This is a genomic window from Curtobacterium sp. PvP017, assembly GCF_054060195.1.
On record NZ_JBSSCY010000005.1, the window covers coordinates 245,486 to 268,150 of the forward strand.

The 22,665-nt window shown below is 67.0% G+C and carries 28 protein-coding genes and 2 pseudogenes; 15 read left to right on the plus strand and 15 right to left on the minus strand.

What is annotated here, in order from left to right:
• Window positions 1-6 precede the first annotated feature (6 nt).
• From ACVKXF_RS12195 to ACVKXF_RS12210, 4 genes and pseudogenes are all read left to right on the plus strand, one after another.
• Window positions 7-141, plus strand: a pseudogene (locus ACVKXF_RS12195) (helix-turn-helix domain-containing protein); the annotation flags it as partial.
• A 213-nt stretch (window positions 142-354) separates the two neighbouring features.
• Window positions 355-1,410 carry a Mu transposase C-terminal domain-containing protein gene (locus ACVKXF_RS12200; protein ID WP_456795890.1) on the plus strand — a complete coding sequence of 352 codons (1,056 nt, stop codon included), beginning with the start codon at window positions 355-357 and terminating at the stop codon, window positions 1,408-1,410.
• Complete coding sequence (locus ACVKXF_RS12205) at window positions 1,407-2,219, plus strand: AAA family ATPase (RefSeq protein ID WP_055960810.1); 813 nt, start codon at window positions 1,407-1,409, stop codon at window positions 2,217-2,219. Before ACVKXF_RS12200 ends, ACVKXF_RS12205 begins: the two co-directional genes overlap by 4 nt.
• A 287-nt stretch (window positions 2,220-2,506) precedes the next feature.
• The gene (locus tag ACVKXF_RS12210; RefSeq protein WP_456795849.1) at window positions 2,507-2,911 is read left to right on the plus strand and encodes a hypothetical protein; all 405 of its coding nucleotides are present in this window, start codon (window positions 2,507-2,509) and stop codon (window positions 2,909-2,911) included.
• A gap of 512 nt (window positions 2,912-3,423) precedes the next feature.
• Here ACVKXF_RS12210 and ACVKXF_RS12215 read toward each other — a convergent pair.
• Entirely contained in the window at window positions 3,424-3,918 is a 495-nt protein-coding gene (locus ACVKXF_RS12215; RefSeq protein WP_456795850.1) for a MarR family transcriptional regulator, read from the minus strand.
• 44 nt (window positions 3,919-3,962) lie between these two features.
• On the opposite strand from ACVKXF_RS12215, the gene ACVKXF_RS12220 reads away from it, so the two are divergent.
• A complete protein-coding gene (locus tag ACVKXF_RS12220; protein WP_071303664.1) occupies window positions 3,963-4,385 on the plus strand; it encodes an ester cyclase in 423 nt (140 codons plus the stop codon).
• A gap of 46 nt (window positions 4,386-4,431) precedes the next feature.
• Here the strand turns inward: ACVKXF_RS12220 and ACVKXF_RS12225 are convergent, their stop codons facing one another.
• Both ACVKXF_RS12225 and ACVKXF_RS12230 read right to left on the minus strand, forming a co-directional pair.
• A complete protein-coding gene (locus tag ACVKXF_RS12225; protein WP_456795851.1) occupies window positions 4,432-5,508 on the minus strand; it encodes an amidohydrolase family protein in 1,077 nt (358 codons plus the stop codon).
• 99 nt (window positions 5,509-5,607) lie between these two features.
• On the minus strand, window positions 5,608-6,807 hold the full coding sequence (locus ACVKXF_RS12230) for a hypothetical protein (protein ID WP_456795852.1): 1,200 nt from the start codon (window positions 6,805-6,807) through the stop codon (window positions 5,608-5,610).
• Between the two features lie 69 nt (window positions 6,808-6,876).
• Here ACVKXF_RS12230 and ACVKXF_RS12235 point away from each other — a divergent pair, with 69 nt between their 5' ends.
• Window positions 6,877-7,488 carry a hypothetical protein gene (locus ACVKXF_RS12235; RefSeq protein WP_071303666.1) on the plus strand — a complete coding sequence of 204 codons (612 nt, stop codon included), beginning with the start codon at window positions 6,877-6,879 and terminating at the stop codon, window positions 7,486-7,488.
• A gap of 69 nt (window positions 7,489-7,557) precedes the next feature.
• Here ACVKXF_RS12235 and ACVKXF_RS12240 read toward each other — a convergent pair whose 3' ends face one another.
• The gene (locus ACVKXF_RS12240; RefSeq protein ID WP_071303667.1) at window positions 7,558-8,223 is read right to left on the minus strand and encodes an SDR family NAD(P)-dependent oxidoreductase; all 666 of its coding nucleotides are present in this window, start codon (window positions 8,221-8,223) and stop codon (window positions 7,558-7,560) included.
• Between the two features lie 117 nt (window positions 8,224-8,340).
• Between ACVKXF_RS12240 and ACVKXF_RS12245 the strand changes: the two genes are divergently transcribed.
• Entirely contained in the window at window positions 8,341-8,910 is a 570-nt protein-coding gene (locus ACVKXF_RS12245) for a TetR/AcrR family transcriptional regulator (RefSeq protein WP_071303668.1), read from the plus strand.
• A 77-nt stretch (window positions 8,911-8,987) separates the two neighbouring features.
• Here the strand turns inward: ACVKXF_RS12245 and ACVKXF_RS12250 are convergent, their stop codons facing one another.
• The gene (locus tag ACVKXF_RS12250; protein ID WP_456795853.1) at window positions 8,988-9,596 is read right to left on the minus strand and encodes a TetR/AcrR family transcriptional regulator; all 609 of its coding nucleotides are present in this window, start codon (window positions 9,594-9,596) and stop codon (window positions 8,988-8,990) included.
• Window positions 9,597-9,922: 326 nt separating this feature from the next.
• Between ACVKXF_RS12250 and ACVKXF_RS12255 the strand changes: the two genes are divergently transcribed.
• On the plus strand, window positions 9,923-10,099 hold the full coding sequence (locus ACVKXF_RS12255; protein WP_243736460.1) for a fluoride efflux transporter FluC: 177 nt from the start codon (window positions 9,923-9,925) through the stop codon (window positions 10,097-10,099).
• Window positions 10,100-10,155: 56 nt separating this feature from the next.
• On the opposite strand, the gene ACVKXF_RS12260 is transcribed toward ACVKXF_RS12255, so the two are convergent.
• Window positions 10,156-10,563 carry a MerR family transcriptional regulator gene (locus tag ACVKXF_RS12260; protein WP_070417508.1) on the minus strand — a complete coding sequence of 136 codons (408 nt, stop codon included), beginning with the start codon at window positions 10,561-10,563 and terminating at the stop codon, window positions 10,156-10,158.
• Between the two features lie 90 nt (window positions 10,564-10,653).
• Between ACVKXF_RS12260 and ACVKXF_RS12265 the strand changes: the two genes are divergently transcribed.
• The 4 genes and pseudogenes from ACVKXF_RS12265 to ACVKXF_RS12280 all read left to right on the plus strand — a co-directional run bounded on the left by ACVKXF_RS12265 (window position 10,654) and on the right by ACVKXF_RS12280 (window position 13,851).
• Window positions 10,654-11,637: an aldo/keto reductase gene (locus ACVKXF_RS12265; RefSeq protein ID WP_340196594.1), complete on the plus strand. Its 984-nt coding sequence runs from the start codon at window positions 10,654-10,656 to the stop codon at window positions 11,635-11,637.
• 149 nt (window positions 11,638-11,786) lie between these two features.
• A pseudogene (locus ACVKXF_RS12270) lies at window positions 11,787-12,308 on the plus strand (GNAT family N-acetyltransferase); the annotation flags it as partial.
• A 441-nt stretch (window positions 12,309-12,749) separates the two neighbouring features.
• Window positions 12,750-13,301 (plus strand): TlpA family protein disulfide reductase, encoded by a 552-nt coding sequence (locus tag ACVKXF_RS12275; RefSeq protein WP_456795854.1) that lies wholly within the window; start codon window positions 12,750-12,752, stop codon window positions 13,299-13,301.
• Between the two features lie 148 nt (window positions 13,302-13,449).
• Window positions 13,450-13,851 carry an NUDIX domain-containing protein gene (locus tag ACVKXF_RS12280; protein WP_456795855.1) on the plus strand — a complete coding sequence of 134 codons (402 nt, stop codon included), beginning with the start codon at window positions 13,450-13,452 and terminating at the stop codon, window positions 13,849-13,851.
• 121 nt (window positions 13,852-13,972) lie between these two features.
• On the opposite strand, the gene ACVKXF_RS12285 is transcribed toward ACVKXF_RS12280, so the two are convergent.
• On the minus strand, window positions 13,973-14,500 hold the full coding sequence (locus tag ACVKXF_RS12285) for a hypothetical protein (protein WP_456795856.1): 528 nt from the start codon (window positions 14,498-14,500) through the stop codon (window positions 13,973-13,975).
• Window positions 14,501-14,881: 381 nt separating this feature from the next.
• Between ACVKXF_RS12285 and ACVKXF_RS12290 the strand changes: the two genes are divergently transcribed.
• Window positions 14,882-15,397 (plus strand): GNAT family N-acetyltransferase, encoded by a 516-nt coding sequence (locus ACVKXF_RS12290; protein WP_456795857.1) that lies wholly within the window; start codon window positions 14,882-14,884, stop codon window positions 15,395-15,397.
• A gap of 64 nt (window positions 15,398-15,461) precedes the next feature.
• Window positions 15,462-15,998: a P-loop NTPase family protein gene (locus ACVKXF_RS12295; protein WP_396290738.1), complete on the plus strand. Its 537-nt coding sequence runs from the start codon at window positions 15,462-15,464 to the stop codon at window positions 15,996-15,998.
• A 45-nt stretch (window positions 15,999-16,043) separates the two neighbouring features.
• Here ACVKXF_RS12295 and ACVKXF_RS12300 read toward each other — a convergent pair whose 3' ends face one another.
• The 4 genes from ACVKXF_RS12300 to ACVKXF_RS12315 form a co-directional block, all read right to left on the minus strand.
• On the minus strand, window positions 16,044-16,694 hold the full coding sequence (locus ACVKXF_RS12300) for a hypothetical protein (RefSeq protein ID WP_456795858.1): 651 nt from the start codon (window positions 16,692-16,694) through the stop codon (window positions 16,044-16,046).
• Window positions 16,695-17,052: 358 nt separating this feature from the next.
• On the minus strand, window positions 17,053-17,475 hold the full coding sequence (locus ACVKXF_RS12305; RefSeq protein WP_456795859.1) for a DUF6578 domain-containing protein: 423 nt from the start codon (window positions 17,473-17,475) through the stop codon (window positions 17,053-17,055).
• A gap of 115 nt (window positions 17,476-17,590) precedes the next feature.
• Entirely contained in the window at window positions 17,591-18,133 is a 543-nt protein-coding gene (locus ACVKXF_RS12310) for a VanZ family protein (protein ID WP_123313562.1), read from the minus strand.
• A 59-nt stretch (window positions 18,134-18,192) separates the two neighbouring features.
• Window positions 18,193-18,567 carry a hypothetical protein gene (locus tag ACVKXF_RS12315; protein ID WP_456795860.1) on the minus strand — a complete coding sequence of 125 codons (375 nt, stop codon included), beginning with the start codon at window positions 18,565-18,567 and terminating at the stop codon, window positions 18,193-18,195.
• A gap of 121 nt (window positions 18,568-18,688) precedes the next feature.
• Between ACVKXF_RS12315 and ACVKXF_RS12320 the strand changes: the two genes are divergently transcribed.
• Window positions 18,689-19,060 carry a hypothetical protein gene (locus tag ACVKXF_RS12320; RefSeq protein WP_456795861.1) on the plus strand — a complete coding sequence of 124 codons (372 nt, stop codon included), beginning with the start codon at window positions 18,689-18,691 and terminating at the stop codon, window positions 19,058-19,060.
• Here the strand turns inward: ACVKXF_RS12320 and ACVKXF_RS12325 are convergent.
• Genes ACVKXF_RS12325 through ACVKXF_RS12340 form a run of 4 tightly spaced genes read right to left on the minus strand, consistent with a single transcriptional unit; the run spans window position 19,044 to window position 22,209 of the window.
• A complete protein-coding gene (locus tag ACVKXF_RS12325; protein ID WP_456795862.1) occupies window positions 19,044-19,703 on the minus strand; it encodes an ABC transporter ATP-binding protein in 660 nt (219 codons plus the stop codon). The genes ACVKXF_RS12320 and ACVKXF_RS12325 overlap by 17 nt on opposite strands.
• On the minus strand, window positions 19,700-20,992 hold the full coding sequence (locus tag ACVKXF_RS12330) for a hypothetical protein (RefSeq protein WP_456795863.1): 1,293 nt from the start codon (window positions 20,990-20,992) through the stop codon (window positions 19,700-19,702). Before ACVKXF_RS12330 ends, ACVKXF_RS12325 begins: the two co-directional genes overlap by 4 nt.
• On the minus strand, window positions 20,980-21,885 hold the full coding sequence (locus tag ACVKXF_RS12335) for a hypothetical protein (protein WP_456795864.1): 906 nt from the start codon (window positions 21,883-21,885) through the stop codon (window positions 20,980-20,982). Before ACVKXF_RS12335 ends, ACVKXF_RS12330 begins: the two co-directional genes overlap by 13 nt.
• Before the next feature lie 57 nt (window positions 21,886-21,942).
• Window positions 21,943-22,209, minus strand: a complete 267-nt coding sequence (locus ACVKXF_RS12340) for a hypothetical protein (RefSeq protein WP_456795865.1) — start codon at window positions 22,207-22,209, stop codon at window positions 21,943-21,945.
• Window positions 22,210-22,665 lie beyond the last annotated feature (456 nt).

Here is a 22,665-nt window from a genome sequence, read left to right on the forward strand (position 1 = left end):
CTGGCTATGGACGCGAGCGAGCGGTGGGGCATCCTTCGACTGCACGTCGAGGACGCCATCCCGCTCGCCACCCTGGCCCGCACCACGGGCGTCGCTGAGCGCACCCTGCAACGCTGGTTGGCCCGCTACCGAACCGGCGGATACCCGGCTCTCGCCGACGGCACCCGCACCGATCACGGCGCCCGACGGACGGCACCGGAACTGGTGCGCCTGATTGAGGGGCTCGCACTCACCAAGCCACGACCTTCGATCGCCACGATTCACCGCCAGGTCGACAATTACTGCACCAAACGAGGTCTCTCAGCGCCGTCGTACTCCGTTGTGCGGTCGATCGTGAACGGGCTTGATCCCGGGATGGTGACGCTCGCGCTTGAGGGGCCCGCGTCATATCGGGACAAGCACGAACTGCTGCTCCGACGTCGTGCGGATCGCCCCAACGCGATCTGGCAGGCGGACCACACGATGCTCGATCTGCTCATCGTCGGACCCGACGGCAAGCCCGAACGGCCGTGGTTGACGGTGATCCTCGACGACTACTCCCGCGCGGTCTGCGGGTACATGGTGTTCCTCGGCGCCCCATCCGCCGCGAACACCGCGCTCGCGCTCCGGCAAGCGATCTGGCACAAGCCGGAACCGGACTGGCCTGTCTGCGGGATCCCAGACGTGCTCTACACAGACCACGGGTCCGACTTCACCAGCCACCGAATCGGCGACACCGCCGCCGTGCTGCACCTCCGCATCATCCACTCGCAGGTCGCTCGCCCCCAGGGCCGCGGGAAGATCGAGCGGTTCTTCGGCACCATCAACACCGAGCTGCTCCCAACGCTCCCCGGCCACCTCGCACCCGGATCCTCGGCGCCGGCGCCGACGCCGGCGCTGGATCTCGCCGGTGTCGACAGTGCCATCAACACGTTCATCCGCCGCTACAACGCCCGCATCCACCGCCAGCTCCGGAAGAGCCCACTGGAAGCGTGGATCGCAGACGGGTGGCTGCCACGAATGCCGGACTCCCTCGAGCAGCTCGACGGGTTCCTGCTCACCGTCCCGACCACGCGTGTCGTGCAACGAGACGGCATCCACTTCGAAGGGCTCCGCTACACCGCAACCACTCTCGCACCCTTCGTGGGCAGCACCGTCAGCGTCCGGTACGACCCCCGCGACGTCACCGAGATCCGTGTCTTTCACCGCGACGCGTTCCTGTGCACCGCGATCAGTACCGCGCATCAGACCGAGACCATCAGTCTCAAGCAGATCCAGGCCGCCCGGAACGCGCAACGAAGAGCCCTGCGCGGGCAGATCCGCGAACGCATCGCGATCGTCCGCCCCACACCCGATGATCACACCCCACCAGCACCCGCACCGGCACCGGATCAACCGCGACTGATGACCTACGAGGAGGACCGGTCATGACGAGCCAGTTCATCATCACGAAGGAACACCGTCGGTTCGCGGAGTTCGCCGACGCCGTCCGGAAGCAGAACACCATCGGCGTCTGCTTCGGCCCCGCTGGCGTCGGCAAGACCCTCTCCGCACGCCGCTACGCCCACTGGGACAGCATCGGCCCGTTCATCGCCAGATGGGCCGCACGCAGCGAAGACGACACGAAGATCTACGCCGCCGCCCACCGAGCCCGCACCGTCTTCTACACGCCCGAGGTCTCCGCCACGATGCGCGCCCTGCAGGACGACCTCCGGCACGACATGCTCCGCACCGAACGCTGCATCGAGGAACACCTCCTGCTCCAGGGTCGCCACTTCGACCACGCACACGGCCCCAACCCGTCCCTGCTCGAGCTGATCATCATCGACGAGTCCGAACGCCTCACCGGCAACGCGATCGAGTGGCTCCGCGACCAGTACGACCGCACCGGCATAGCGATGATCCTCATCGGCATGCCCGGCATCGAGAAGCAGTTCAGCCACTACCCGCAGCTCTACAGCCGCCTCGGTTTCGCCCACCAGTACCGTCCGCTCGGCCACGACGAGCTGCTCTTCGTCCTCGAACGTCAATGGCGCAAGCTCGGCAAGACGCTCGACCCCGACGACTTCACCGACGCGCAAGCCATCGCCGCCGTCGAACGCATCACCCGCGGCAACTTCCGGCTCCTTGAGCGCCTCCTCCCTCAGATCCAACGCGTCCTGAAGATCAACGAGCTCGACGTCATCACCAACGACGTCGTCGAGGCCGCCCGCAGCACCCTCGTCATCGGCACCACCTGACCCGACACCGATCGCAGCGAAAACGACGACACAGAGCGAGGCTGCTCACATGAGACTCGGCTCTTCTCGGAGCGGCGTCCGGTTCGAGTCCGGTACGGCAGTCCGCGGGGGGACCGGCTATCGAGACGGGCCGTCGGGTCGGCGTCGGCGGGTCGTGCTGGGCATCCAGCGAAATACCGCGGGTGCTCGACTGGCGACCTTCGCGCCGCCGACTATGTCGGGGATGCCTGGCCCTGTGACTGGAAGCGGCAGGCAGCGTAGCGGTGCTCCACGGCAGACTTATAGCCATGAGGCAGGACGACATCGATGACGAGCTCTTCCCGCTCGGGGCCCCTGACCGCCACACGCACTCAATCCAGGCGCCTGCAGGCTGGAAAGATCTGGCAGCCACACTGACGTTGTTCGGTCTGAGCCTGCCCATGCTCGTTGTCGGTTGGTTCGGCGTCGTGCTCTCGATGTTCGCCTTCGACGCGTGTGGTAACGGGGGGTGCAACTACACCGCCGGATCGGTCGCCTACATCGGCTTCCCGATCGCGGCCGTCGTCAGCACAGTGATTTGGGCGTCGGTCGCTGAACGCCGTCGGCGTGCCCGTCGTCGCGCGTGGATGTCTGGAGCAGCGGCGATCCTCACTATCGTCGCCCTGTTTGCCCTCGCTGCCACCGTCGTCCATTTTGCAGCACAGCCGAACTGAGCTGTCCGGTCAGGCTGCCGGCGGTGTACATCGAGTGCCGGCTATTGCCTCGCTCACCGATCGCTCACCGCACGGTCTGCACGAACCCACTGGGCTGTGGGGGCGGGCCGTTGCAACTTCGTCTCGACTCCGGTCCGCGCAGGAGCTGGTGAGACCCCTGCGCATAGCCGTGGCCCTGGGAACACGACGGCACCGGCACAGTCCGCGATACGTCGCGCCCGATGCCGAACGCCGACGGTCAGATCTTTGCGAGGGCGCCAGCCGTTGCAACCGCCGCGTCCCAGTCGATCTTCGCGTCCGGGGCAGGGGCGTGGAACTTCACCCGACCACGCACCGCTAGCTTCCGAAATGGCCGATGCCGCGGCGAAAGTGCAGCTCGGACCGGTTGAGTCCGAACGCTCCCACACGGATCAGCACCTGGCCCGGGCCTGGGATCGGGACCGGCAGCTCACGGAGGTGCAACACGTCGGGGCCGCCGGGTGCGTCGATCACGACGGCCCGCATGGTCGCCGTCATCGCCTTGCCTCCAACGTCGACTGCAGGCGCTCGAGTGCCGCGATACAGTCTGCGATCGCCGCGGCACCGGCATCCGAGAGCACGGCGTCCAGCGCTTGGTCGAACCGCTCGTCCGCGAGGGGGAAGGCATCTCTCCCCTGGGGCGAGAGCACACTGCGGACACTGCGCCGATCGTCCGGGTCCGTCGAACGCTCGAGGAAACCATCCGCGGCGAGCCGATCGAGCAAGCGACTGGCTGCAGCGATCGACGTCCCGACGCCGGTCGCGACGTCCTGCACCCGGGCGCCCGATGGGGCTGCCTGGACGATCCGCAACACCTCCAGTCGGGCCAGGCTCAGCACGCCCTCGCCCCGCATCCGCTTCTCGACCGCGTTCCACACGTCGGTCTCGTGCCGCACCAGCGCGGCGAAGTACTCCCGCAGACGCGCCGCTCGCCCAGTCCGGTCATCCGGGGCGTCGGTTCCGTGGAGGGGTGCAAGGTCCGTGCTCATGCTTCGACTCTACGGCATCTACTTGCTATGTAAAGTAGTTGTCCATGACCACAGACACACGCCTCTCCTTCCTGCGATTCGTCGACTTCATCAACAGCGCCGACCCGTCCATCGGTGAGACGGTCATCGCACCGGAAGCGGCGTTCTTGACGCCGTTCTCGCCCGAGCCGCTGCGCGGGCTGCCGGGGTACCTGCAGATCCTGACGATCATGCGGAGCGCGTTCTCTGACATCCAGTGGAGCATCGACCGGATCGTCGTCGAGGGCGACACAGTCGCAGCACGTTTCGAACTCCGCGGCACGCACGACGGCGAGTTCCTCGGTGTCCCCGCTACGGGGAGGACGGTGGTCGCGAACGCGAGCAACTTCTACCGTTTCGACGAGGGACTGATCGTCGACGAGGTCGGCCAGCCGGACGTGCTCAGCATCCTCGGGCAGATCGGGGCGCTCCCGCCAACACTCGGCTGAACGGTCAGGCTGGCGCACCCTGATGACTCACGAACCGCTTCGACACTCACTCGCTCCCCGGAACGCGCTCGGCGGTCAAGCGAGGGAAGAGCTGTTCGGCGGCTGTTCGGAGCACCTCGCCCAGTCGTTCTGCGCCGGGGCCGTCGTAGGTGTCCAGGTCGTGGTCGAAGCGGGCACTCCAGTCGGGGTGTGCGTAGGGGAAGTCGCTGCCGTAGAGGACGTGGCCGGGCTCCGCGAATGCCAGCAGTGACGGCAGCGAGGTGGGAGATGCGGACAGGGCGGTGTCGAAGTAGAACTTCCGGAGGCCCGCTTGGATGCTCTCCGGCGTGGTGTCCGGGTTAAACATCGCGGCGGCGCTGAAACGACTGGCTGCGTAGGGCAGGAACCCGCCGGCGTGGGAGAGGATCACGCGAAGATTCGGGTAGCGGTCAAACACACCGTGCGCGACGAGGTCCACGGCGGTGCGGGTGGTGTCGAACGGGAAGTCCAGCAGTGCGGTGGGCATCCCCGGCAACTGGGCGATCGTTGGTGCGGTGGGGTGCACGAAGACCACGGCTGAGCGGGCGGCGAGTTCTGCCCAGAGCGGCTCGTACGCGGGGTCGCCGAGGTACCGTCCGTGCGCGTTCGACAGCAGGAGCACCCCGTCGGCGTGGAGTTCGTCGAGTGCTCGCACGGCTTCGGCGACCGCGCCGTCGAAGTCCGGCAGCGGCAGCACCGCGAAGTGCCCGAACCGGTCTGGCGCCTCACGGACCAGCTCGGCCTGGTAGTCGTTCAGTTCGCGGGCGAGTTCGCGCGCCGCGGCGTCGTCACCGAAGTGCACGCCCGGTGCGCTGATCGAGAGCATCCCGGTCTCGATCCCCGTTTCGTCCATCATCGCGATCGTCGCTTCGGGGCTCCACTCCGGCATCGACCAGCCGCCGATGGCCCGGGGGCCTCGTCGCGGTGCGGTCCCGCCGCTCGCACCCCACGGGTCCCACTGCGCGGACCCTCCGGTCGCAGCCGGCGCATCCGCCCGGGCGCCCGCCGGGGCGCCGGCCCCCATCGCTTGCGATCCTGCCGCTGCCAGTGCCTCGAAGTAGCGTGGCGGGAGCAGGTGCTGGTGGACATCGATCTTTCCTGGCATGGTGCGGTCCTCCGATCGTCCTCAGCAATGAGGGCTGGTTGTCGTGTGCAGGAGTGGGTGTCATGAGGGATCCCCGCCCGTCGAGGACCCCTGTTGTGTTCAGGGCGTTGGGGTCAACGGCAGCAAGGCCGCGTTGGGCGTGACTGCAGCGGCCTCGAGGTGGGAGCCCGAGGGTCCGACAGTCGGGCGGGGATCCTGCTCGGAGCGGAGGCCGCCCTTCGGTCGAGCCGCAGCTTCGCGTCGGTTCCGGATGAGCATCGCTGTCAGCGTGAGCAGGATGCCTGCCACAGCCCAGATGCTCAGCCGGATGATCGGGGCGGCGACCGCGGCGCCGTCGAAGTACTGGACGGACCGCAGCAGGTCGAGCGCGTCGCCCTGCGGGAAGACGTAGTAGAGCGTCTGGAAGAAATCGTTGAGGACGTGGATCCCGAGGGGACCACCGGAAGACGTGTTCCCCAGGATCACCAGGGCGAGCGTCATCACCAGCGCCGCGATGGTTCCGCCGAGTGCTGCGACGCCCGTTACCGCTCCCCCGATGGCGACTCCGGTCAGCCAGAGGATCCCGAACACCGCCCAGGGGCCGACGGTCACCGCGCCGAGGGCGGAGTCGATCCACAGGGTGATCAGTGCGGCGAGGAGACCGGCGTAGAGCACGAGGACGATGCTGCGCTCGACGAACTTCGCGGCTGTGTCGACCGTGCCGAGGATGCGCCCGAAGACTGTCGCGCCGAGGGCGGCCCCCAGGCCGGCGAAGAGGATCGCGTAGAACTCGATCGACCCGACCGGGTCCTTCTCCGGCAGGGGCGCGAGGTCTGTGGCCGTGTTGGTGGTCTGCAGTTTCGCTGCGATCGAGTCACCGATACCTGAGATCGCCTGTCCGAGGCCCCGGCCGCCGCCGCTGGCGATGTAGGTGGTGACGCCGGCGCCCTTCCCCGGTGCAGGCAACACGACAGCGCCGTCGACGTCGCGGTCGAGCACCGCGGTTCGCGCCTGCTGCTCGGAGGCCACGACGGTGAGATCCAGCGATCCGTGCTGTTCGAGCGCGACGATCGCGTCAGCGTCGCCGGTGACCGCGAGGTGCACGTTGTTCGGCGTCGGGTTACCGAACGCGCTCGAGTAGCTCGTCAGCATCGCCATCGCCAGGAGCAGGATCGCGATCCCGCCGAGGATCACGTTCCGGTAGCGATGCGCTGATCCCGGCCCTTCGGAGTCCAGCGCGCCGCCCGCGACCGCCGCTTCGAACTCGGGGTGCTGCGGGCCGTCTCCGCGGCCAGTGGCGGGCTCGGTTACGTGCGTCATGGTGTCCTTTACAGTTGTCCAGTAGATGACGAACGTACATCAGGGTTCGGGCTCTGGCAAGATGGACTCATGACCGAGGGAGCGCGCACGGCGCCACGCGCGAGCCAGCGGGTGGACCCGCGCATCATCCGCACCCGCGCCGCCCTGATCCGGGCGCTGGCCGCCCTGGTGTCCGAGACGCCGAAGGGCGAGACGATCTCGATGAGCGCCGTGGCACAGCGTGCTGGGTTGAGCAGGCAGGCCCTCCACAACCACTACAGCAATGTCGGTGACCTGGCGACGGACCTCTGGATCAGCCGCCTCCTCGAGGACCAGCTTCCGCTCGACGAGGCCGCGGCGAACCTCCCACAGGCCCTCACTGACGCCGTTAGGGAGCGCGGGATCGAACCGCTGCTCGCCGCGGGACGTGCGGATCGCGGCTTCTTCGACAAGCTTCGCGCCGTTCCACGTGGCGAGCGTGTTGCCGAGGTGCTCGCAGACGCGATGACGACCTGGCTGTCGGAGTCGGACCACGATCACCGAGGATCGGAGATCGCTCTGACCGGGGACGCCCGGACCTTCACGATCGGCGGCATGATCGCGCTCGTGTCGACGTGGCAGATGGCGGACGCGCCCCCGAGCACGGCCGAGCAGGTGGCGGCTCTCCGGACCTTCGCAGCGGCAGCGGCTGGCGCTGGCTGAACCGCGCGGACCCGGGTCCCGGCAGCCCGGCGGATCCCGCCCAGGCCAGCAGCCCGGGCGGGAGGAGCGTCAGCCGTCGTACGCGACGTAGTGCAGCTCGGCATCCCGCCGCTCGTCGTGGAGCTTCACGTAGGACTGCGCGATGACCGCCGGTTCAGCGTCCGGTCGCCCACCGCCGATCAGCGCGGTGATGGCGACGAACCCGACGTAGACACCCTTGTCAGCGAGAGCGGCGTTGAGGTTGAGCGTCCAGTTCCGGAGCCCCGCCGCTGCGATGTTGACGTTCCCGCGGACCGGCGTCTGGGCGAGCGCACCGCCACCGGTGGTCACGAGGACCGTGCCGGCGCCCGCCGCGATCATGCCCGGCAGGACCTCCCCGACGGCCGCGATGGCGCCGCCGAGGTAGAAGTCGAGCTGTGGCTGCAGGTTCTCCATCGTCACGTCCACCGCGTCGACCGACTCCAGGGTCCGGTCAGCCGGGGAGAACTCGAGGACGTCGATCGGCCCGAGCGTCTCCCGGATCGATCGGAGAGCAGTCCGGATCGTGTCGGGCTCGCTGACGTCGGCGGTGAAACCACGAGCCTGGATGCCCTCCGCGACGAGCTCACCCGCCAGGGAGTCCACGTTCGCCTGGCTGCGGGCCACGAGCGCGACGTCGAAGCCCTTCTGCCCGAAGGCCCGCGCGATCTCGAGACCCAGACCAGGGCCTGCGCCGATGATGGTGATGAGGGGCATGATGCGTCCTTCCGTGGCCCACCGCCGGGCCCTGCAAGCTGGTGCGGTAAGTTGAGACCGTCCTCAAATCCACTGCAGCATATGTTGAGACCGCCCTCAAGTTCCTTCGGAGTCGCTGTGAGCACCCCACCCCGTCTGCGTCGAGACGCGCAGGCGAACCTCCAGAAGCTGCGCGCTGCCGCCATCGCCGTGTTCTCGCAGCGAGGGTTGTCCGCTCCCCTGGAGGACATCGCCCGGGAAGCCGGGGTGAGCATCGGCACGCTCTACAACCGCATCGGATCGCGCGAAGACCTCATCGACGCCGTCGTGCCCGACATCGCGGGCGCGAAGCTTCGGACCCTGCGGGAACGGACACTGGCCCAGGACAGTCCGCGCGCGCAGCTGGAGACCTTCATCGCCGAGATGATCGACCTGCAGCGGAGCGACCCGGCGATGAACGACGCGATGCTCCGGCGATACCCCGACGCCGTGCTCCTCATCAACGCATGCGAACGATCGATGGCGCTCGGAGCGGAACTCGTCGCCAACGCACACAACGCCGGCGTGCTCGCCGAGGACTTCACCACCGAGGACCTGATGACCGTCCTGTGGATGGCCGGGATGGCCAGCCATGACCCTGCCGCTCCGGACGGATGGCGCCGTGTCGTCGACCGGAGCATCTCCGCTGCCTGGACCATCCAGGGCTGATGCCGCGACGAGCCTCGCGTCCGCACCACCGGCAAAGCCGCCTCCGTATCGCTAGCGCAATGGCGAAATCGAGTGCCTCACAGAGGGAAAACTAGGAGTCGTTGAACGGCGCGTCGGACCTGTGCAGCCATGTCAATGCCATCGGGGTCCAGGAGCCACATCACCTGCAGGCCGTCCATCAAGGCGGTGAGCTCGATGGCTGCCGCGGCGACGTCGACACTGTCGATTAAGTCGCCAGCCACTTTTGCCTTGTCAAGGGCTGTCTCGGTGCCTGACCGGATGCGCGCGTAGCGCTTGACGAAGTACTCGTGAGCGGGATGCGCCGGGTCGGTTGCCTCCGCCGAGAGGACGGCGTAAAGCGCGATGATGCCGGGGAGCTCGGCGTTCCGTGCAGCCAGGTCGACCATGCCGCGGAGGACGCCCACGCCGCCCGACTGGGCGGAGCCGCTGCGACGGAAACTTGCTCGGTCTGCCCGGTCGCGCTCTTCGAGCACCGCCTCGAGAAGGGACTCCTTGGTCGCGAAGTGGTGCAGGAGCCCGGCCTGCGAGATTCCGCAGGCGGCGGCGATCTCGAGGATCGTGGCCCCGTTGAAGCCGACTCGACCGAATTGCAGAGTGGCTTCGGCGACGATCTGCTCGCGTCGAGCTCGGCCGGCGGCATAGCCCTTTTCGGTCTTGGTGTTCATCGCGTCCATTCTGTCGCTTCGCGAGTAGCGGGATGGTAGGTGTGAAAACACCTACACCAGTGTAGATTTTCGTGTTAGCGTCTGATCTGCACCTTCCCTGACAAAGGAGTCAATTCGTGAACACCTCGACGCCGAGGCCGCTGGCTGATTCTCGGGACCGCGATCGCGGGTGGGGCAGGGTCCTCGCTGCGGGTCTTTCTCGACACCGCCGTCCGTAACCGGCTCGGGTCCCGGTTCCCGTGGGGCACGAGCGTCATCAACCTCACCGGCTCCCTCGCGCTCGGCATCATCACCGGCTCGGTACCACCGTCCTGCCAGCGGTCTGGGTGACCGTCGTCGGTACCGGCCTGATTGGCGGGTACACGACGTTCAGCACCGCCAGCGTCGAAGCCGTCCGGCTCGCACTCGAGAACCGCTACCGCGCAGCAGCGGCACACGGCCTCGTGAACCTCGTCGCGTGCGTCCTCGTGGCACTCCTCGGCCTCTGGATCGGTGTCCGATAGCCGATCGTCCATCGAGACGGGGCATCGACTGTCGTCTGTCGTGTCCGGGCGAGGGGTCACATTGTCGAGTGGGTGTCGCTCACGGCGATGGTTTCGCGGTATGCCGCGATCTTCCGTTCCAGTGCCGCGAGGTGTCGCCACACCTCGGCTTGCCGGGCGAGGACGGCCTCGTGGTGCTGCTCGAGGAGCGCGAGCCGTGCGACGTCGTCAGCGCCGGCCCGGTACGCGGCCGCGTACTCGCGCATCTCCTGCATGCTCATCCCGGTGCCGCGGAGCATCACCGTCCCGGCCAGCCAGCTCAGCGCCGCCGTGTCATACCGCCGCCACCCATCCGGACCGCGCTCCGCTGCCGGTGCGATCCCTTCCTTCTCGTAGTACCGGATCGTGTCGACCGTGATGCCGAGTAGGTCCGCGGCGGCGCTGATCGTGACCGGCTCGTTGACGTGGACCTCGGGAAGCAGCATAAGGTCGAGTCTTCCACTTGACATGGTGTGCACACCAGGGTGGAGGGTCGACGGCGTCCGGGTGCTCCCGGCGACGAACGGAGAACACGCATGCAGCAGATCCCTCTCGGCTCCCAGGGCCTCGTCACGTCCGCGCTCGGCCTCGGGTGCATGGGTATGAGTGCCTACTACGGCGGCGCGACCGAAGCGGGCTCCGTGGACACCATCCGACGGGCCCTCGACCTCGGGGTCACCCTGTTCGACACCGCGGAGGCGTACGGGCCGTTCGAGAACGAGAAGCTCCTCGGACGCGTGCTCGGCGGGGATCGGGACCGTGTGGTCGTCGCATCGAAGTTCGCCACCGACTTCACCGACGACGGCACCCCGATCGGACTCGACGGGTCCCCAGAACATGCGCGTCGAGCGATCGACAGGTCCCTCCGTCACCTCGGCACCGACCATGTCGACCTCTGGTACCTGCACCGAGCCGACCCGAACGTGCCGATCGAGGACACGGTCGGCGCGATGGCTGAAGCGGTCACCGCTGGTAAGGCCCGCTACATCGGCGTCTCCGAGACCTCATCCGAGACCCTGCGCCGTGCACACGCGACATTCCCGATCACTGCGATCCAGTCCGAGTACAGCCTGTTCGAGCGCGACACCGAACACAATGGTGTCCTCGACACCGCCGCGGAGCTCGGGATCGGGTTCGTGCCGTTCTCGCCGCTCGGACGTGGGTTCCTCTCGGGCACCGTCACTCGGAAGGACGACCTCCCCGAAGGAGATGCGCGGCGAAACCTCCCCAGGTTCTCCGACGAAGCCATCGACGCGAATCTGCGCGTCGTCGAGGCGCTGAAGGTCATCGCTGATGAGAAGGGTGTGACGACCGCGCAGCTTGCGCTGGCGTGGCTGATCCAAGCCAACACGGTCCCGATCCCGGGCACGACCAAAGCGTCACGAGTCGAGGAGAACGTCGCCGCTGCTGACGTGGTGCTCACCACGAGCGATCTCGACCGCATCGAAGCTGCTTCCCCGCACGGCGTCGCTGTCGGACCACGCAACACCGAGGCAGGAATGGCACGCGATCGGGGCTGATCCAGCCAGAGCGACCCGCAGTACCCAGGAAGTGCCGCGGGTCTCTTCTGCTGTCTGGTAGCCGATCGGTCGCCGAGCCGGGCTCCTGGGAGGATGACAGCGTGAACAGCTCTCCTTGACCCGCTCGGAGCGCCGGCCTCCTCCTCCGCGACCCTCGGCCCGAGGATGCAGACACGCTCGTCGCGCTTCGGAACAACCCGGTTGTAAATCGGTTCATGCTCCGCACCTCCGTCGACCCGGACGTCTACGCCCAAGAGTGGGCGAGCATCCCCGACAGCGACACCGACTACTCGTGCATCGCTGACTTGGACGGCCGGGTCGCCGGCTTGGGGTTCTTCGACGTCGTCGACGGCCTGGGGCAACCAGGGATGCCCCAAGGCACACAAGGGGTCATCGGATACATGCTGCAACCCGACCTCGCAGGACGCGGACTCGGAACGGACTTGGTCCGCGGTCTCCTGACCGCAGCGTTCGACGTGCTCCGGCTCCGACGCGTCACGGCGAGTTGCAACGCCGACAACATCGCCTCAGCCCGCGTCCTCGAGAAGAACGGCATGCGACGTGAGCAGCACGGCGTCGAGGACTCCTGGCACGCCGACCTGGGCTGGGTCGATGGCTACCAGTACGCCATGCTCGATCGCGAGCGGGCTACCACTCGAACCGTCCGGTAGCCGATCGGCTTCCGGACGGCAGCGTTGCCGCGGACGAGGTACATATCGCTTTGGACGCGGACGATCCACCCGATGATGTTGCCGTGGTGCGGTCGACGGTCGACGGTCGACGGTCGACGGTCGGCGGTCGGACAGTGTCGAAACGCTGTGCTGTTGCCCGCCATTGGTCTCGGGCACGGAGAAGTCACCACTGTCCGGATCGTTGACGGAACGCCCGAGTCACACACTCCGGTCAGATTGAAGATCACGGTCATAACGAAGGACGCTGCCTGACCGCACAACGGCCCATGCCCCGGGTGCCTAGTGTCCGACAGCCTCTCCGTCTGCTCGCTGCGTGATGGCCTTGGCCCGTCGTGAGGTGAGGGAGGGCGGCACGCTTCTGCCCGCAAGGTTGCGTACCCTGGCGTCATGAGGGTGCTTCGAGTCTGGGGTGTTGCGCTGTTGGTCGGCGTCGCCGCGACGCTCACGGGCTGTACGACCGGCAACGACGGACTCGCCGAGCAGTACCGGGACGGTGACACGAAGAACTACATCTCGGGCGACGGCGCTGTCACAGACTACGCCGCAGACGATCGTGGTGCTCCGGTCACTTTCGAAACGCACGACCTCGACGGCAAGGTCATCCGCGCCGACGAGTACCGCGGCAAGGCGCTCGTCCTCAACTTCTGGTACGCGTCGTGCGCGCCCTGCCGGATCGAGGCGAAGGATCTCCAAGCCGTCAGCGATGATCGGCACGCGCAGGCGACCTTCCTCGGCGTCGATGTCCGGGACTCGGCAGCGACCGCGCGTGCCTTCGTGAAGGAGCACGACGTCTCGTACAGCAACGCCGTCGATGAGGACGCGGCCGTGCAGCTCGCGTTCTCCGGTACGAACGCACCCAACTCGACGCCGGCGACCATCGTTCTCGACGAGGAGGGCCGAGTGAGCGCCCGCATCCTCGGACCAATCAACCGCAGTGTGTTGACGACGCTGATCGACGAAGCCAGCAAGTGACGACGGAACGCCCAAGCCTCTGAGTAACGAGCCGGTCAGCGCTCCGAGCGCGGACGGCGTGGCTGCGTCCCGCGGAGGGATCGACATTCGGGACCCCTCGACGCCGGGCTGTGGGACACGAACAGGCGTTTCGTGGTGTGCTAGCCGGATGCGCGTCAGATCAGCGGCCGTCGTCATCCGAGACGAGAGCCTGCTCGTCATCGATCGGTTGAAGGACGGTCGGAACTACTGGGTGCTTCCTGGTGGTGGGGTGGAGGAAGGTGAGAGCCTCCGCGAGGCTTGCCGGCGCGAACTGCGCGAGGAGACTGGCCTTGAGGCGATCATCGGTGATCTGCTCGACGTGCCAGTGGATAGCGCCGCTCCAGCGGCCTACTTCGCAGCCCAAGTGCGTCCTGGTCCGTTGATGCTCGGTGGCCCAGAGATCGAACGAGCATCAGAACTGAACCAGTACGTGCCGAGGTGGGTGGAAGTTGCCTTGCTCACCCAAATCCCGTTGGTGCCGGAAACGGCGAGGCAAGCGGTGCAGCTGGTCCTCAAAGCGCGCCGGTAGGGGATCGGGTACCGGACTCATCACCGGAGAGCGTTGCAGGATGGACGACTCGGATTGCGGCGGTCATCCGACGACAACGCTTCGAGTCGGCGACTCGTCCTGCACTGGCGACCTCATTGAGTCAAGGTCGGAACGCGCTGTCGCCTTCGCTCTGCTCGCGGCCGTGCATCACCGACCCCTGCAGAAATGGCAGGCCCACCGCCAGCGCCAGTCCGACCACGTACACGATGATCGTGGAGCGGGTGTCGTCGTTCTGTGAGTAATTCGACCACGGAATGCCCAACACGACCTGGACCAACGGGCCCAGCGCCGCGATGGCTCCGCCCGGTAGCACGGTCAGCAACCATGTCTTGCGCCAAGTCCGTTCCTTCCCGGCGCAGATCGCGATGGCGCCAGTTGTCGCGCCCATCGCGACTCCGCCCCAAAACCATGACGCCCCCGACATTCGCCAACCGTCGTGTGTCCACCACGCTTCGATCACGGCGGTCGTGCGTTCCCATGAATCGGACGTCACGTATCGTCCCGGCGCAGCCGGCAATGGCCACCCGATGATTGCAAGAACACCAGTGACAGCAGCCACCAGACCGAGCAGCCATCGAAACAACCTGCGATGGTCGACCGGTTCAACGTCGAACGACTCGATGCTCACCGTCGCGTAGACCAGGGAGTTCTGACGCTCATGGTCGGAGCGTACCGGCCGCTCTACCCCAGGGTCAGATGGGGACCTCGGTGGCTGTTCCCGTACCGAGTCGATCTCGGTCTGCCAGCAGTCAGCTGTCGAGTGCGACCCCATCTCTTCGAACCGCCATGACGGCAGCGCGCCCGATCAGCACAAGCCCCGTCAGCGCGATGACCATGAGCCCCCACCACGTCAACCACGAGAACTCCACCAGACGAGCACGCCGTATGAGACGCGTTTCCGATCGCGGGGGAGTGCGAGCCGGTGTCCGTACTCGCCTGATCGGCGACCGGACGGTCAGCGGCGGCGATTCCGCTCGTGTCCGCTGAGGTCCGCCCGTAGCGTCGTCTCGTGGATCAAGACGTGTTGGCGGTCGAAGCGGCCTCGGCCGCGGACGTTCCTGCGGCTCAGAGGCTCATCGACGATGCGAGGCAGTGGCTCCGCTCGCGTGGGATCGATCAGTGGCAGGACCAGGTGCCGGACGCGGTTCTGCTGCGCGACGCAGAGCAGGGGAATCTCTTCGTCGTGAGTCAGGACCAGGTGGTCGTGGCGATGGTCACGGTGTCCGACTCGGACTCCGAGACGTGGTGCGCGGAGGACGATTCCGCTGTGTACGTGCACCGGTTGGCCGTGGCGCAGACGCATCGTGGCAGCCGGCTAGGGCAGCGACTGCTGGTGTGGGTAGGGCAGCGAGCCGCCGAGCGCGGGGCGGCCTTCGTGCGGCTCGACTGCGCGACGGACAACCCGGGTCTGCGGCGCTTCTACGAAGAGCAAGGGTTCCGGCACGTCCGCGACGTGACGGTCAGTGCCCTTGACGGTGGGCGGCAACTCGCTTCCAGCCTCTACGAACGCGAGCTGGTCCGGTAGCCAAAACCGCACGGGTCAACGTGGACGAGGGCCCGGCCAGCGGTGCGCCTGCGAAACTCGCCAGATGGACCTCGACGACCTCGGCCAGCGAATCTGCATTCTGGGGCCATCGAACAGCGGCAAGTCGACCCTCGCGGCAGCCATCGGCCGGGCCCGCTCGCTCCCTGTGATCCACCTCGACCAGTACCGCCACCTGCCCGGAACACAGTGGGTCGAGCGTCCGGACACCGATTTCGAGCGCATGCACAACGAGGCGATGAACACCGAGCAGTGGGTCATCGAGGGCAACTACTCGCGCTGGTTGCCCGGCCGGTTACGGCGAGCGACTGGTCTGGTGCTCCTGGACGCCTCGACGGCAGCAAGCATCAGCCGGTACTTCCGACGCAGTCTCTTCGAGCCCGACCGCGCTGGGAGCTTGGACGGTACTCGCGACCGTGTCCGCATCGAGATGGTCCGGTTCCTGCTCGGACCCGCCAGGAAGAGCCGTCTCCGGTATCGACACGCCTTCGACGAGTTCGATCGGCCGAAGGTGTTCCTGCCGGACCGCGCGGCCTTGGAGGAGTACTACCGCCGGAACGACTTGGCTCGGCGAAGTCCGTGATCGCTGACCCCTCCGACAACCGATCGGTTGTCGTGCTTGGCCACCTCAGTCGAATTCGTCGACCCGGTATGGCGCGGACGCGCCGGCGTAGAAGATGACCTGGGCGCGAGGTCCGACGTCGCCCTGCAGGCGCCCGGCTGTTCGGAGTCCGAGGGCGCGGGTCTCGGCGTCGCCGAACGGGGTCCCGGCTCGTTCGGTGAGGGCACGCCAGTGGACGATTGCTTTGGCTGTTCCCTCACGTGCGCCCGCAGCACGCGCCGATCTGACGTCGCGTTTCCCGTCACGCAGGAACTCGACATCGGTGCCCGGTCGTCCGTTCGGCAGCACGACGGCCGTCCCCGACTCGGTCACCATGTCGATGCCACTGCCTGCGCCGCACCAGACGTGGACGTCGTCACCGAGCTCGAGCTGGACGCGACTCGCGAGGGTGAAGGACTCGACTCGGTGAGCTTCCAACACTTCGGGGGACGCCGAGGTCGACGGGACTGCGCGCGACTCGTCACGATCGTCGAACACCTCTTGCCTCACCTGCTCGAAGACGTCGTTCCATGCCTGCAGGTCGTGCCGGAGTGACGCGCTCAGTCCGAGGTCCGTGGCCTCGGCAACCCCGAAGTGTTCTCTGGACCGCGATCCGCGGTACCACAGCGGGGAATCGTCGACCATGTACTCGGCCATCACCAGGATGATCATGCTCACCACTCACACAGCGTACGACTGCGTCCGGCAAGGGATTGGCTACCGGACGGGAGGAGCGCGCTGGTCGTGTTCTTGGCCGACGTCGTGCTGATCGCTCTCGATCCTTCCCGGCCAGGGCCGTACTTCACCGCCGTCAGTGGTCTCTGCGTGATGATCTCCGCCGTCATCGTCGTCCGCGCGAATCGCAGGCCACCGAGGGGCTGAACTTCAGCGGGTGGCGTGCCCGGTCGGAAGGACCACCGCCCTCGCCCGATGGCTTCCTCGGCACGAGCATCTCCGGCGTCGTGGGCGCGGAAGAAGGAGGCGTCCTACCCCGGTGGGCACGGCTCGACGCCGAACCGGACGCGATCCCGCGGCCTCAGTCGACCCGGATGCGGACGACCCAACCGACGATCGTCCCCTCGTGCGGGATTCGTGGTGCCAGTGCCCGCGCGGCGTGTTGCATCGCAGAGCCAGAGATCGGTTCCTGCCCCGAGCCGTTCGCGGACGGCCCGTACCGTACCGACACCTGGTCGATCCGGGTGACCACACCCACGATCGGCCGCTCTGGCCCGGCACCGAGTTCCTCGGAGTAGGTGTTGCGTTCCTTAATCACCAGGCGTCGGCCGCCGAGATGGCCGAGACGACTCCGGTCGGCGTCCACGACGTCCCACCTGACGTGTTCGCCAACGGCGACGTCGAAGGCGTCCTCCGCGACCTGCCACTCGATGAGCCAGACGTCGCGCTCCCCGTCCTCCAGAGGCGGCACGATGCTCTCCGGCGGACGCTGTTCGGGCGGCATGTCCCGAAGGTTATCCGCCCGGCGTTCGAGGTCTCGGTGCGAGCGACCGCTCACCGATCGCAAGCGGACGGTGCTCTGCAGCTCAGGCGGTGCGTGAGGCCCGAGCGGTCGAGCGTCAGCGGAACCGGTTCACGAGCACGGCGACGATCGGTACGCGTGTGAGCAAGACGAAGATCGCGTAGCCGATGGCCCCACCGAATGTGTTCCAGATGAAGTCGTTGATGTCAGCGACGTGACCACCGGAGAACAGCTTCTGCGCGGCGAGTTGCAGGAGCTCGATCGTCAGGCTGACCGCCGCTGAGGTGAGGAGCACCCGCAACCACGACGGACGACGCATGAGGAGCGGGAGGAGGATGCCGAGCGGTACGAACACGGCAACGTTGGTGAGCGCATCTGCGAGTTCGTAGTCGTGGAACGGGATCAACGCCAGTGCCGGTGCCCACGGCTCGTCGCTCGGCGTCGGGCGGAGGAAGATCGGGAAGATCGTGTTCGCGATGATTCCTGCGGCGTAGACGGCGATCGCGGCCGCGACGGCAGCACGCGGCCACGTGAAGCGCCGTCCGCGGAGCAGGAGCGCCAGTCGGACGACGAACACGACCACGCCGACGGGAATGGCGACCGGCAGGACGGGGACTTCGCCGAACGGGTTGGAAGACATCCGGAGAAGCCTAGTGACGCCGAGCTGCTGGACGCCGATCCGACTCGGCGCGAGCAGGACTACAACGGAGTCGCGATCGTGAGGATGGCGATCGACAATCCCGTCAACGCAGCCACGGCTCCGAGTGCAGCGAGCGGGAACCACATGCCGCGACGGCCATTTCCGTACCGTCGGAGGCCCAGGAAAGCGCCGACGCCCACCGCGGCAATGCCTCCGAAGAACGAGAGGCTCATACTGCTGAACCAGGGTGCGTTCGAGCAGCCGGTGTGTGGAGGGGCCGCGCAGAGCCCGTAGGCGGACAGGTTCTCGTTGAACACGTAGCCGGACGAGGTGACCACGGCGACGATCCCGACCACGTTGAGAGCCCAGATGATCACCAGGTCGTCTCGAGCAGCGTTCCTTCTGCGGAACGTGCTCGCGAAACGCGTCTTCATGGGGATTGCCTCGATCGTTCCTGCTCCGCCAGCGGTCTCCGTGAACCGAGGTCGAGCCGAGCGTAGCGCCCTGCTGGTTCACGGGCTCGAACGCCCCAGCGTGCGCTGACAGGATGAGTCCGTGCAGATCGAGGACGTGGACGAACGGCGGTACGGCACCGAAGGTGAGCGCGACACGTTCGTCGTGCACTTCTTCCATGCGCCGAGCGGTGAGATGGTCGCGCCCGACTGGGACGCCACGAGTTGGTCAGTCAGTGTGATCCGCGTCACCGACGCGACGTACCGTGCGGCGTTCGCAGAAGCCCGGCGGATTGCTGCTGGCGAGACGTCGCCGACGCTGTTCTCGGTGTCCCTCGAGACCGCGGGGTCCAACGGCCCGGGAATCCTGCGACTGTTCGGAACCGACCTCAACATGGAGGGACTTGAGCTCGAGACTGATTCGCACGCGGCGAAACGGGAGATGTTCGACGAGTTCTTCAGCCGCGCGCGATGAGTTGCTCGTGGTGCAGCTGGAGTTGGCGTCCACATCGCTGTGCAACGCGCTCATTGTGGGTGACGATCACGAACTTGGTGCCTGCTTGCTGCAGCCGATCGAAGAGGGCGAGCACGTCGTCTTCGGTCGTCTCGTCCAGTGCGCCGGTGGGCTCGTCGGCGAGGACGACGGCTGGGCGCTTCGCGATGGCTCGAGCGATCGCGACGCGCTGCGCTTCTCCTCCCGAGAGTCGCCGTGGGCGCTTGGCGACAAGGTGACTGATGCCGACCGCATCGAGGGCGTCATGTGCTCGGGCGGCCGAGCCGGCATGAGCAGGAACGCCGAGCCGGACGTTGTCGAGCACGCTGCGGTCGCCGAGCAGGTTGTGATCCTGGGTGACGATGCCGATGTGACGGAGCCGGTGCGCCGCCATCCTGGACGCGGTGCGCTCGAGCACGTGCCCGTCATGCTCGTAGGTCCCGCCGAAGTCTGTGTCGAGGCCGGCGAGGATCCGGAGCAGTGTGCTCTTGCCGGATCCGCTGCGCCCGGTGATGGCTACTGACCGATCGTCGTCGCGAAGGTCGAAGTCGAGTCGGTCGAACAGTGTTCGGGTCGATCCGTCGGGCTCGGTGATCGTCTTCGAGACGTCGCGCAGCGCGATCATCGTGGGGTACCTCTTCGGCGTTGGGTGGTCAGTTCGATGCGGACGGCTCGTCGGCTGACAGCGCCGTCCACCACGCACCAGAGCAGGAGGACGGTGCTGGCGCCGAGTCGAGCCGTTGCGCTGTCGTTGGGGAGCACCGCGCTGGTCGCGAGGAACAGCCCGAACGCGGCGGCGTACTCGGTGAGGCGGCTTGCGCGGAACAGTCGGTTCGTGTGGTTCGGACTCTTTCCGAGGAGATGGTGCACCCGCGCGACTGGCGCTCGACGGTGATGGAGAAGTCGGTTGAGGAACGCCGTGATGATGCCCACTCCCGCGGTGAGCGAGACGAGCAGCGCGGTGACGAGCATCAGGTTGTCCTGGATGAGCTGGCGGACGAGGGAGAGCTGCACGAGGTAGGTCGGTACTCCGAGCAACGTGTACGACCGGACGCCGGTGTCGTCTCCGATCTCGTCGAGTCGCGCGACGACGCCACTGAAATCGAGGCTGCGATCGACGGCGAGGTCGGCGTTGAGTACCTGGAACACCAGGCGCCCGAACAGCTCGGGATCCAGCCGGTCGAGTGCTGCTCGGTCGAGTCCGGCGAGTGTCGGCGGGTAGGGCACGATGACGGTGTCGTCGAGGTAGTGGTTCGATTCACCGCGGAAGTACATGGCACTGTTCGGTTCGAGGAAACCGACGACCTCGAGCTCCTGCTCCTGCAGGATGACCGAGCCGGTGAGTCGCTGTCCGAGCTCGTACACGCCGCGGTACTCAGCGCCCAGGAGCACCGGCATCTGGCCGGACCCCCAGTCGACGGCATCCCACTCGATCGGCTCGCCGTCCTGCACGGAGAGCCCCGCGAACTCGTACGCGGTCTCGTTGAGCTGGATGGACTTGATGTCCTGGACGCTCCGTCCGGACTCGTCCTGGTACTTCCCGTTGAGCGTGTACTCGGTGCCGTAGCCGACGTCGAAGCGGTCGTCGCCGCGGAAGTCCTGCACGGTGACGGGTTGGTCGAAGGAAGAGATGAAGTCGAATCCGGGCTCGTCGTCGATGCGATCGACGAACGACGCGACTGCGTCGAGCGCGTTCTGGTCTCGCCGGATCGCTTCGAAAGCGTCCGGGTCGAGATCGTCGACCACCGTGTAGAGGTCGACGTCGGCATCAGCGGACAGTCCCTGGGCCACGGCCTGCGATGTGGACTGGGTGAACGACGCCACGTTGTACCAGCAGAGTGCGAGCAGCACGAGCAGGACGATCTTGGCGACGATGATCGGCCAGTTGGACCGGAGGTCGTTCAGCAGTTCCATCGACGGCTTCCATGCCAGAACGAAGCGACGGACAGGGCAAACACGACGCTTCCGACCGCCATGACTGCGGCGGTGACGTCGAGGTCGAGGGTGGTGGTCTGCTTGACGACCGCCGCGCCCGTGAGGGCGGTCGTACAGGCGGCGGTGCCGATCACAGCGACTCTGGCGGCCGCGCTGCGAAGGGAGTTCAGCGGTCGGAACCCGGTGGTGAAGCGGACGGCGGCAGCGCGGAGTTCCCATCGTCCAGCCTGAAGACCTGCGACCACGGCGATGAGCATGATGACGAGCGCGCCGAGCGCGACCAGGACCGGCGACACGGCGTCGACGTTCGTCCTGCGGTTCGTGCCGTCGTCGATGATCTCGACGGTTCGGCCAGGGAACTGCGCGTTGTAGTGGCGGACACTGTTCGGGCCGTCCAGGAGCAGCCGCTGGGGTGACCCCGAGAACTGCGACGGATCGGCGAGGACCACATCATCGGACAGCAGACTGTCCGCCCGGACGCCGAGACGTCCCACCACGGTGTACGTCTTGCCACCGACAGCGAGGTCGTCACCGCGGACGGTGACGTCAGAGCCGACGAGAGCTTCGCCGGGACGCCCCGACAATGGGTGCCCGTCATGCAGCGGAACATCCACCCACCGTCCCGACAGGACCGCAACGGCGCGGAACTTCTCCTCGAGGTCCACGAACACCTTCGTTCCCGGTTCGAACGCGCTCCTTGCACGCCGGAGTTCGTCGAGCGTCGCGGTCACCCACGCGCTCTGGCCAGCGCGGAGGTCGTTGCCCTCCACGGCGACGACACGTCGACGGGCGTCGAACACTCCGATCAGCACGGTCAGGAGCATGGCCAGCAAGACCAGGCCAGCTGTCACCGTGAGCTGTCGCTTCGTCACGTCGTCTCCTCACGCCGCAGCGGGTGAGAGCTGTCGGCTCGCACCCGCTGCGATGTGTCACTTGCCGTAGTAAGTGTTCGCGGTGCCGACACCGCTGCCGGGCTGGTTCGGCCGGAACGGCTTCCACACGGTAACTGCTTCGGTGCCGGACTTGCCCCACTTCCGGCCAGAGTCCGCGATGATGCGGCTGCCGTGCTCGAGCCGCGCACGGGTGTAGTGCTGCACGCCTGCCCAGGTCGTCCAACCGTGCGAGCGCTTGTGCGTCGTCCCGTTGATCGTCTTCCGCTCCGCTGCACCACGGTGGTTCACCGCGAACACCGACATCCCGGTTCCTGCGCCATCGATGGTCCCGGCGCTCTCGGACCACCCGCCGACGACCCCCTCTCCCGTACCCTGCGCATGCGCAGGGATCGCGCCGAGGAACACTGTCCCGCCGACAACTACTGCGGCGAAGCCTGCAGCAACTCGACGAGCCTGCTGACCGATCTTGCTCATTGACTGCCCCCCCCCTGAACGGTGAAGTCCAACCGTTCAGTGGTTAACATGGCAGAGGTAGAACGCTTTGTCGAGCACGTGTTTTCGGTCGCGACCGTGCCCCGGATACGGGATCGGGGATCTGCAGCGGAACCACTGACGGACGGGAGGCCCGGTGCCAGCTGGCACCGGGCCTCCCGTCCGTCGATGGGTCGACCTCCACTTCCACCAGGAGCGCGTTCGACCAGCAGTTCGAGCTGGCCGACCTCGGGGTGGTCGAGTTGCTGGATGCTGTGACAGCGTTCC

Excerpts from the sequence above, each read along its gene's own strand:
- ACVKXF_RS12200 (WP_456795890.1), top strand. The coding sequence starts at position 355 with ATGGTGACGCTCGCGCTTGAGGGGCCCGCGTCATATCGGGACAAGCAC.
- ACVKXF_RS12205 (WP_055960810.1), top strand. The coding sequence starts at position 1,407 with ATGACGAGCCAGTTCATCATCACGAAGGAACACCGTCGGTTCGCGGAG.
- ACVKXF_RS12210 (WP_456795849.1), top strand. The coding sequence starts at position 2,507 with ATGAGGCAGGACGACATCGATGACGAGCTCTTCCCGCTCGGGGCCCCT.
- ACVKXF_RS12215 (WP_456795850.1), bottom strand. The coding sequence starts at position 3,918 with ATGAGCACGGACCTTGCACCCCTCCACGGAACCGACGCCCCGGATGAC.
- ACVKXF_RS12220 (WP_071303664.1), top strand. The coding sequence starts at position 3,963 with ATGACCACAGACACACGCCTCTCCTTCCTGCGATTCGTCGACTTCATC.
- ACVKXF_RS12225 (WP_456795851.1), bottom strand. The coding sequence starts at position 5,508 with ATGCCAGGAAAGATCGATGTCCACCAGCACCTGCTCCCGCCACGCTAC.
- ACVKXF_RS12230 (WP_456795852.1), bottom strand. The coding sequence starts at position 6,807 with ATGACGCACGTAACCGAGCCCGCCACTGGCCGCGGAGACGGCCCGCAG.
- ACVKXF_RS12235 (WP_071303666.1), top strand. The coding sequence starts at position 6,877 with ATGACCGAGGGAGCGCGCACGGCGCCACGCGCGAGCCAGCGGGTGGAC.
- ACVKXF_RS12240 (WP_071303667.1), bottom strand. The coding sequence starts at position 8,223 with ATGCCCCTCATCACCATCATCGGCGCAGGCCCTGGTCTGGGTCTCGAG.
- ACVKXF_RS12250 (WP_456795853.1), bottom strand. The coding sequence starts at position 9,596 with ATGAACACCAAGACCGAAAAGGGCTATGCCGCCGGCCGAGCTCGACGC.
- ACVKXF_RS12260 (WP_070417508.1), bottom strand. The coding sequence starts at position 10,563 with ATGCTGCTTCCCGAGGTCCACGTCAACGAGCCGGTCACGATCAGCGCC.
- ACVKXF_RS12265 (WP_340196594.1), top strand. The coding sequence starts at position 10,654 with ATGCAGCAGATCCCTCTCGGCTCCCAGGGCCTCGTCACGTCCGCGCTC.
- ACVKXF_RS12280 (WP_456795855.1), top strand. The coding sequence starts at position 13,450 with ATGCGCGTCAGATCAGCGGCCGTCGTCATCCGAGACGAGAGCCTGCTC.
- ACVKXF_RS12295 (WP_396290738.1), top strand. The coding sequence starts at position 15,462 with ATGGACCTCGACGACCTCGGCCAGCGAATCTGCATTCTGGGGCCATCG.
- ACVKXF_RS12305 (WP_456795859.1), bottom strand. The coding sequence starts at position 17,475 with ATGCCGCCCGAACAGCGTCCGCCGGAGAGCATCGTGCCGCCTCTGGAG.
- ACVKXF_RS12310 (WP_123313562.1), bottom strand. The coding sequence starts at position 18,133 with ATGTCTTCCAACCCGTTCGGCGAAGTCCCCGTCCTGCCGGTCGCCATT.
- ACVKXF_RS12315 (WP_456795860.1), bottom strand. The coding sequence starts at position 18,567 with ATGAAGACGCGTTTCGCGAGCACGTTCCGCAGAAGGAACGCTGCTCGA.
- ACVKXF_RS12325 (WP_456795862.1), bottom strand. The coding sequence starts at position 19,703 with ATGATCGCGCTGCGCGACGTCTCGAAGACGATCACCGAGCCCGACGGA.
- ACVKXF_RS12330 (WP_456795863.1), bottom strand. The coding sequence starts at position 20,992 with ATGGAACTGCTGAACGACCTCCGGTCCAACTGGCCGATCATCGTCGCC.
- ACVKXF_RS12340 (WP_456795865.1), bottom strand. The coding sequence starts at position 22,209 with ATGTCGGTGTTCGCGGTGAACCACCGTGGTGCAGCGGAGCGGAAGACG.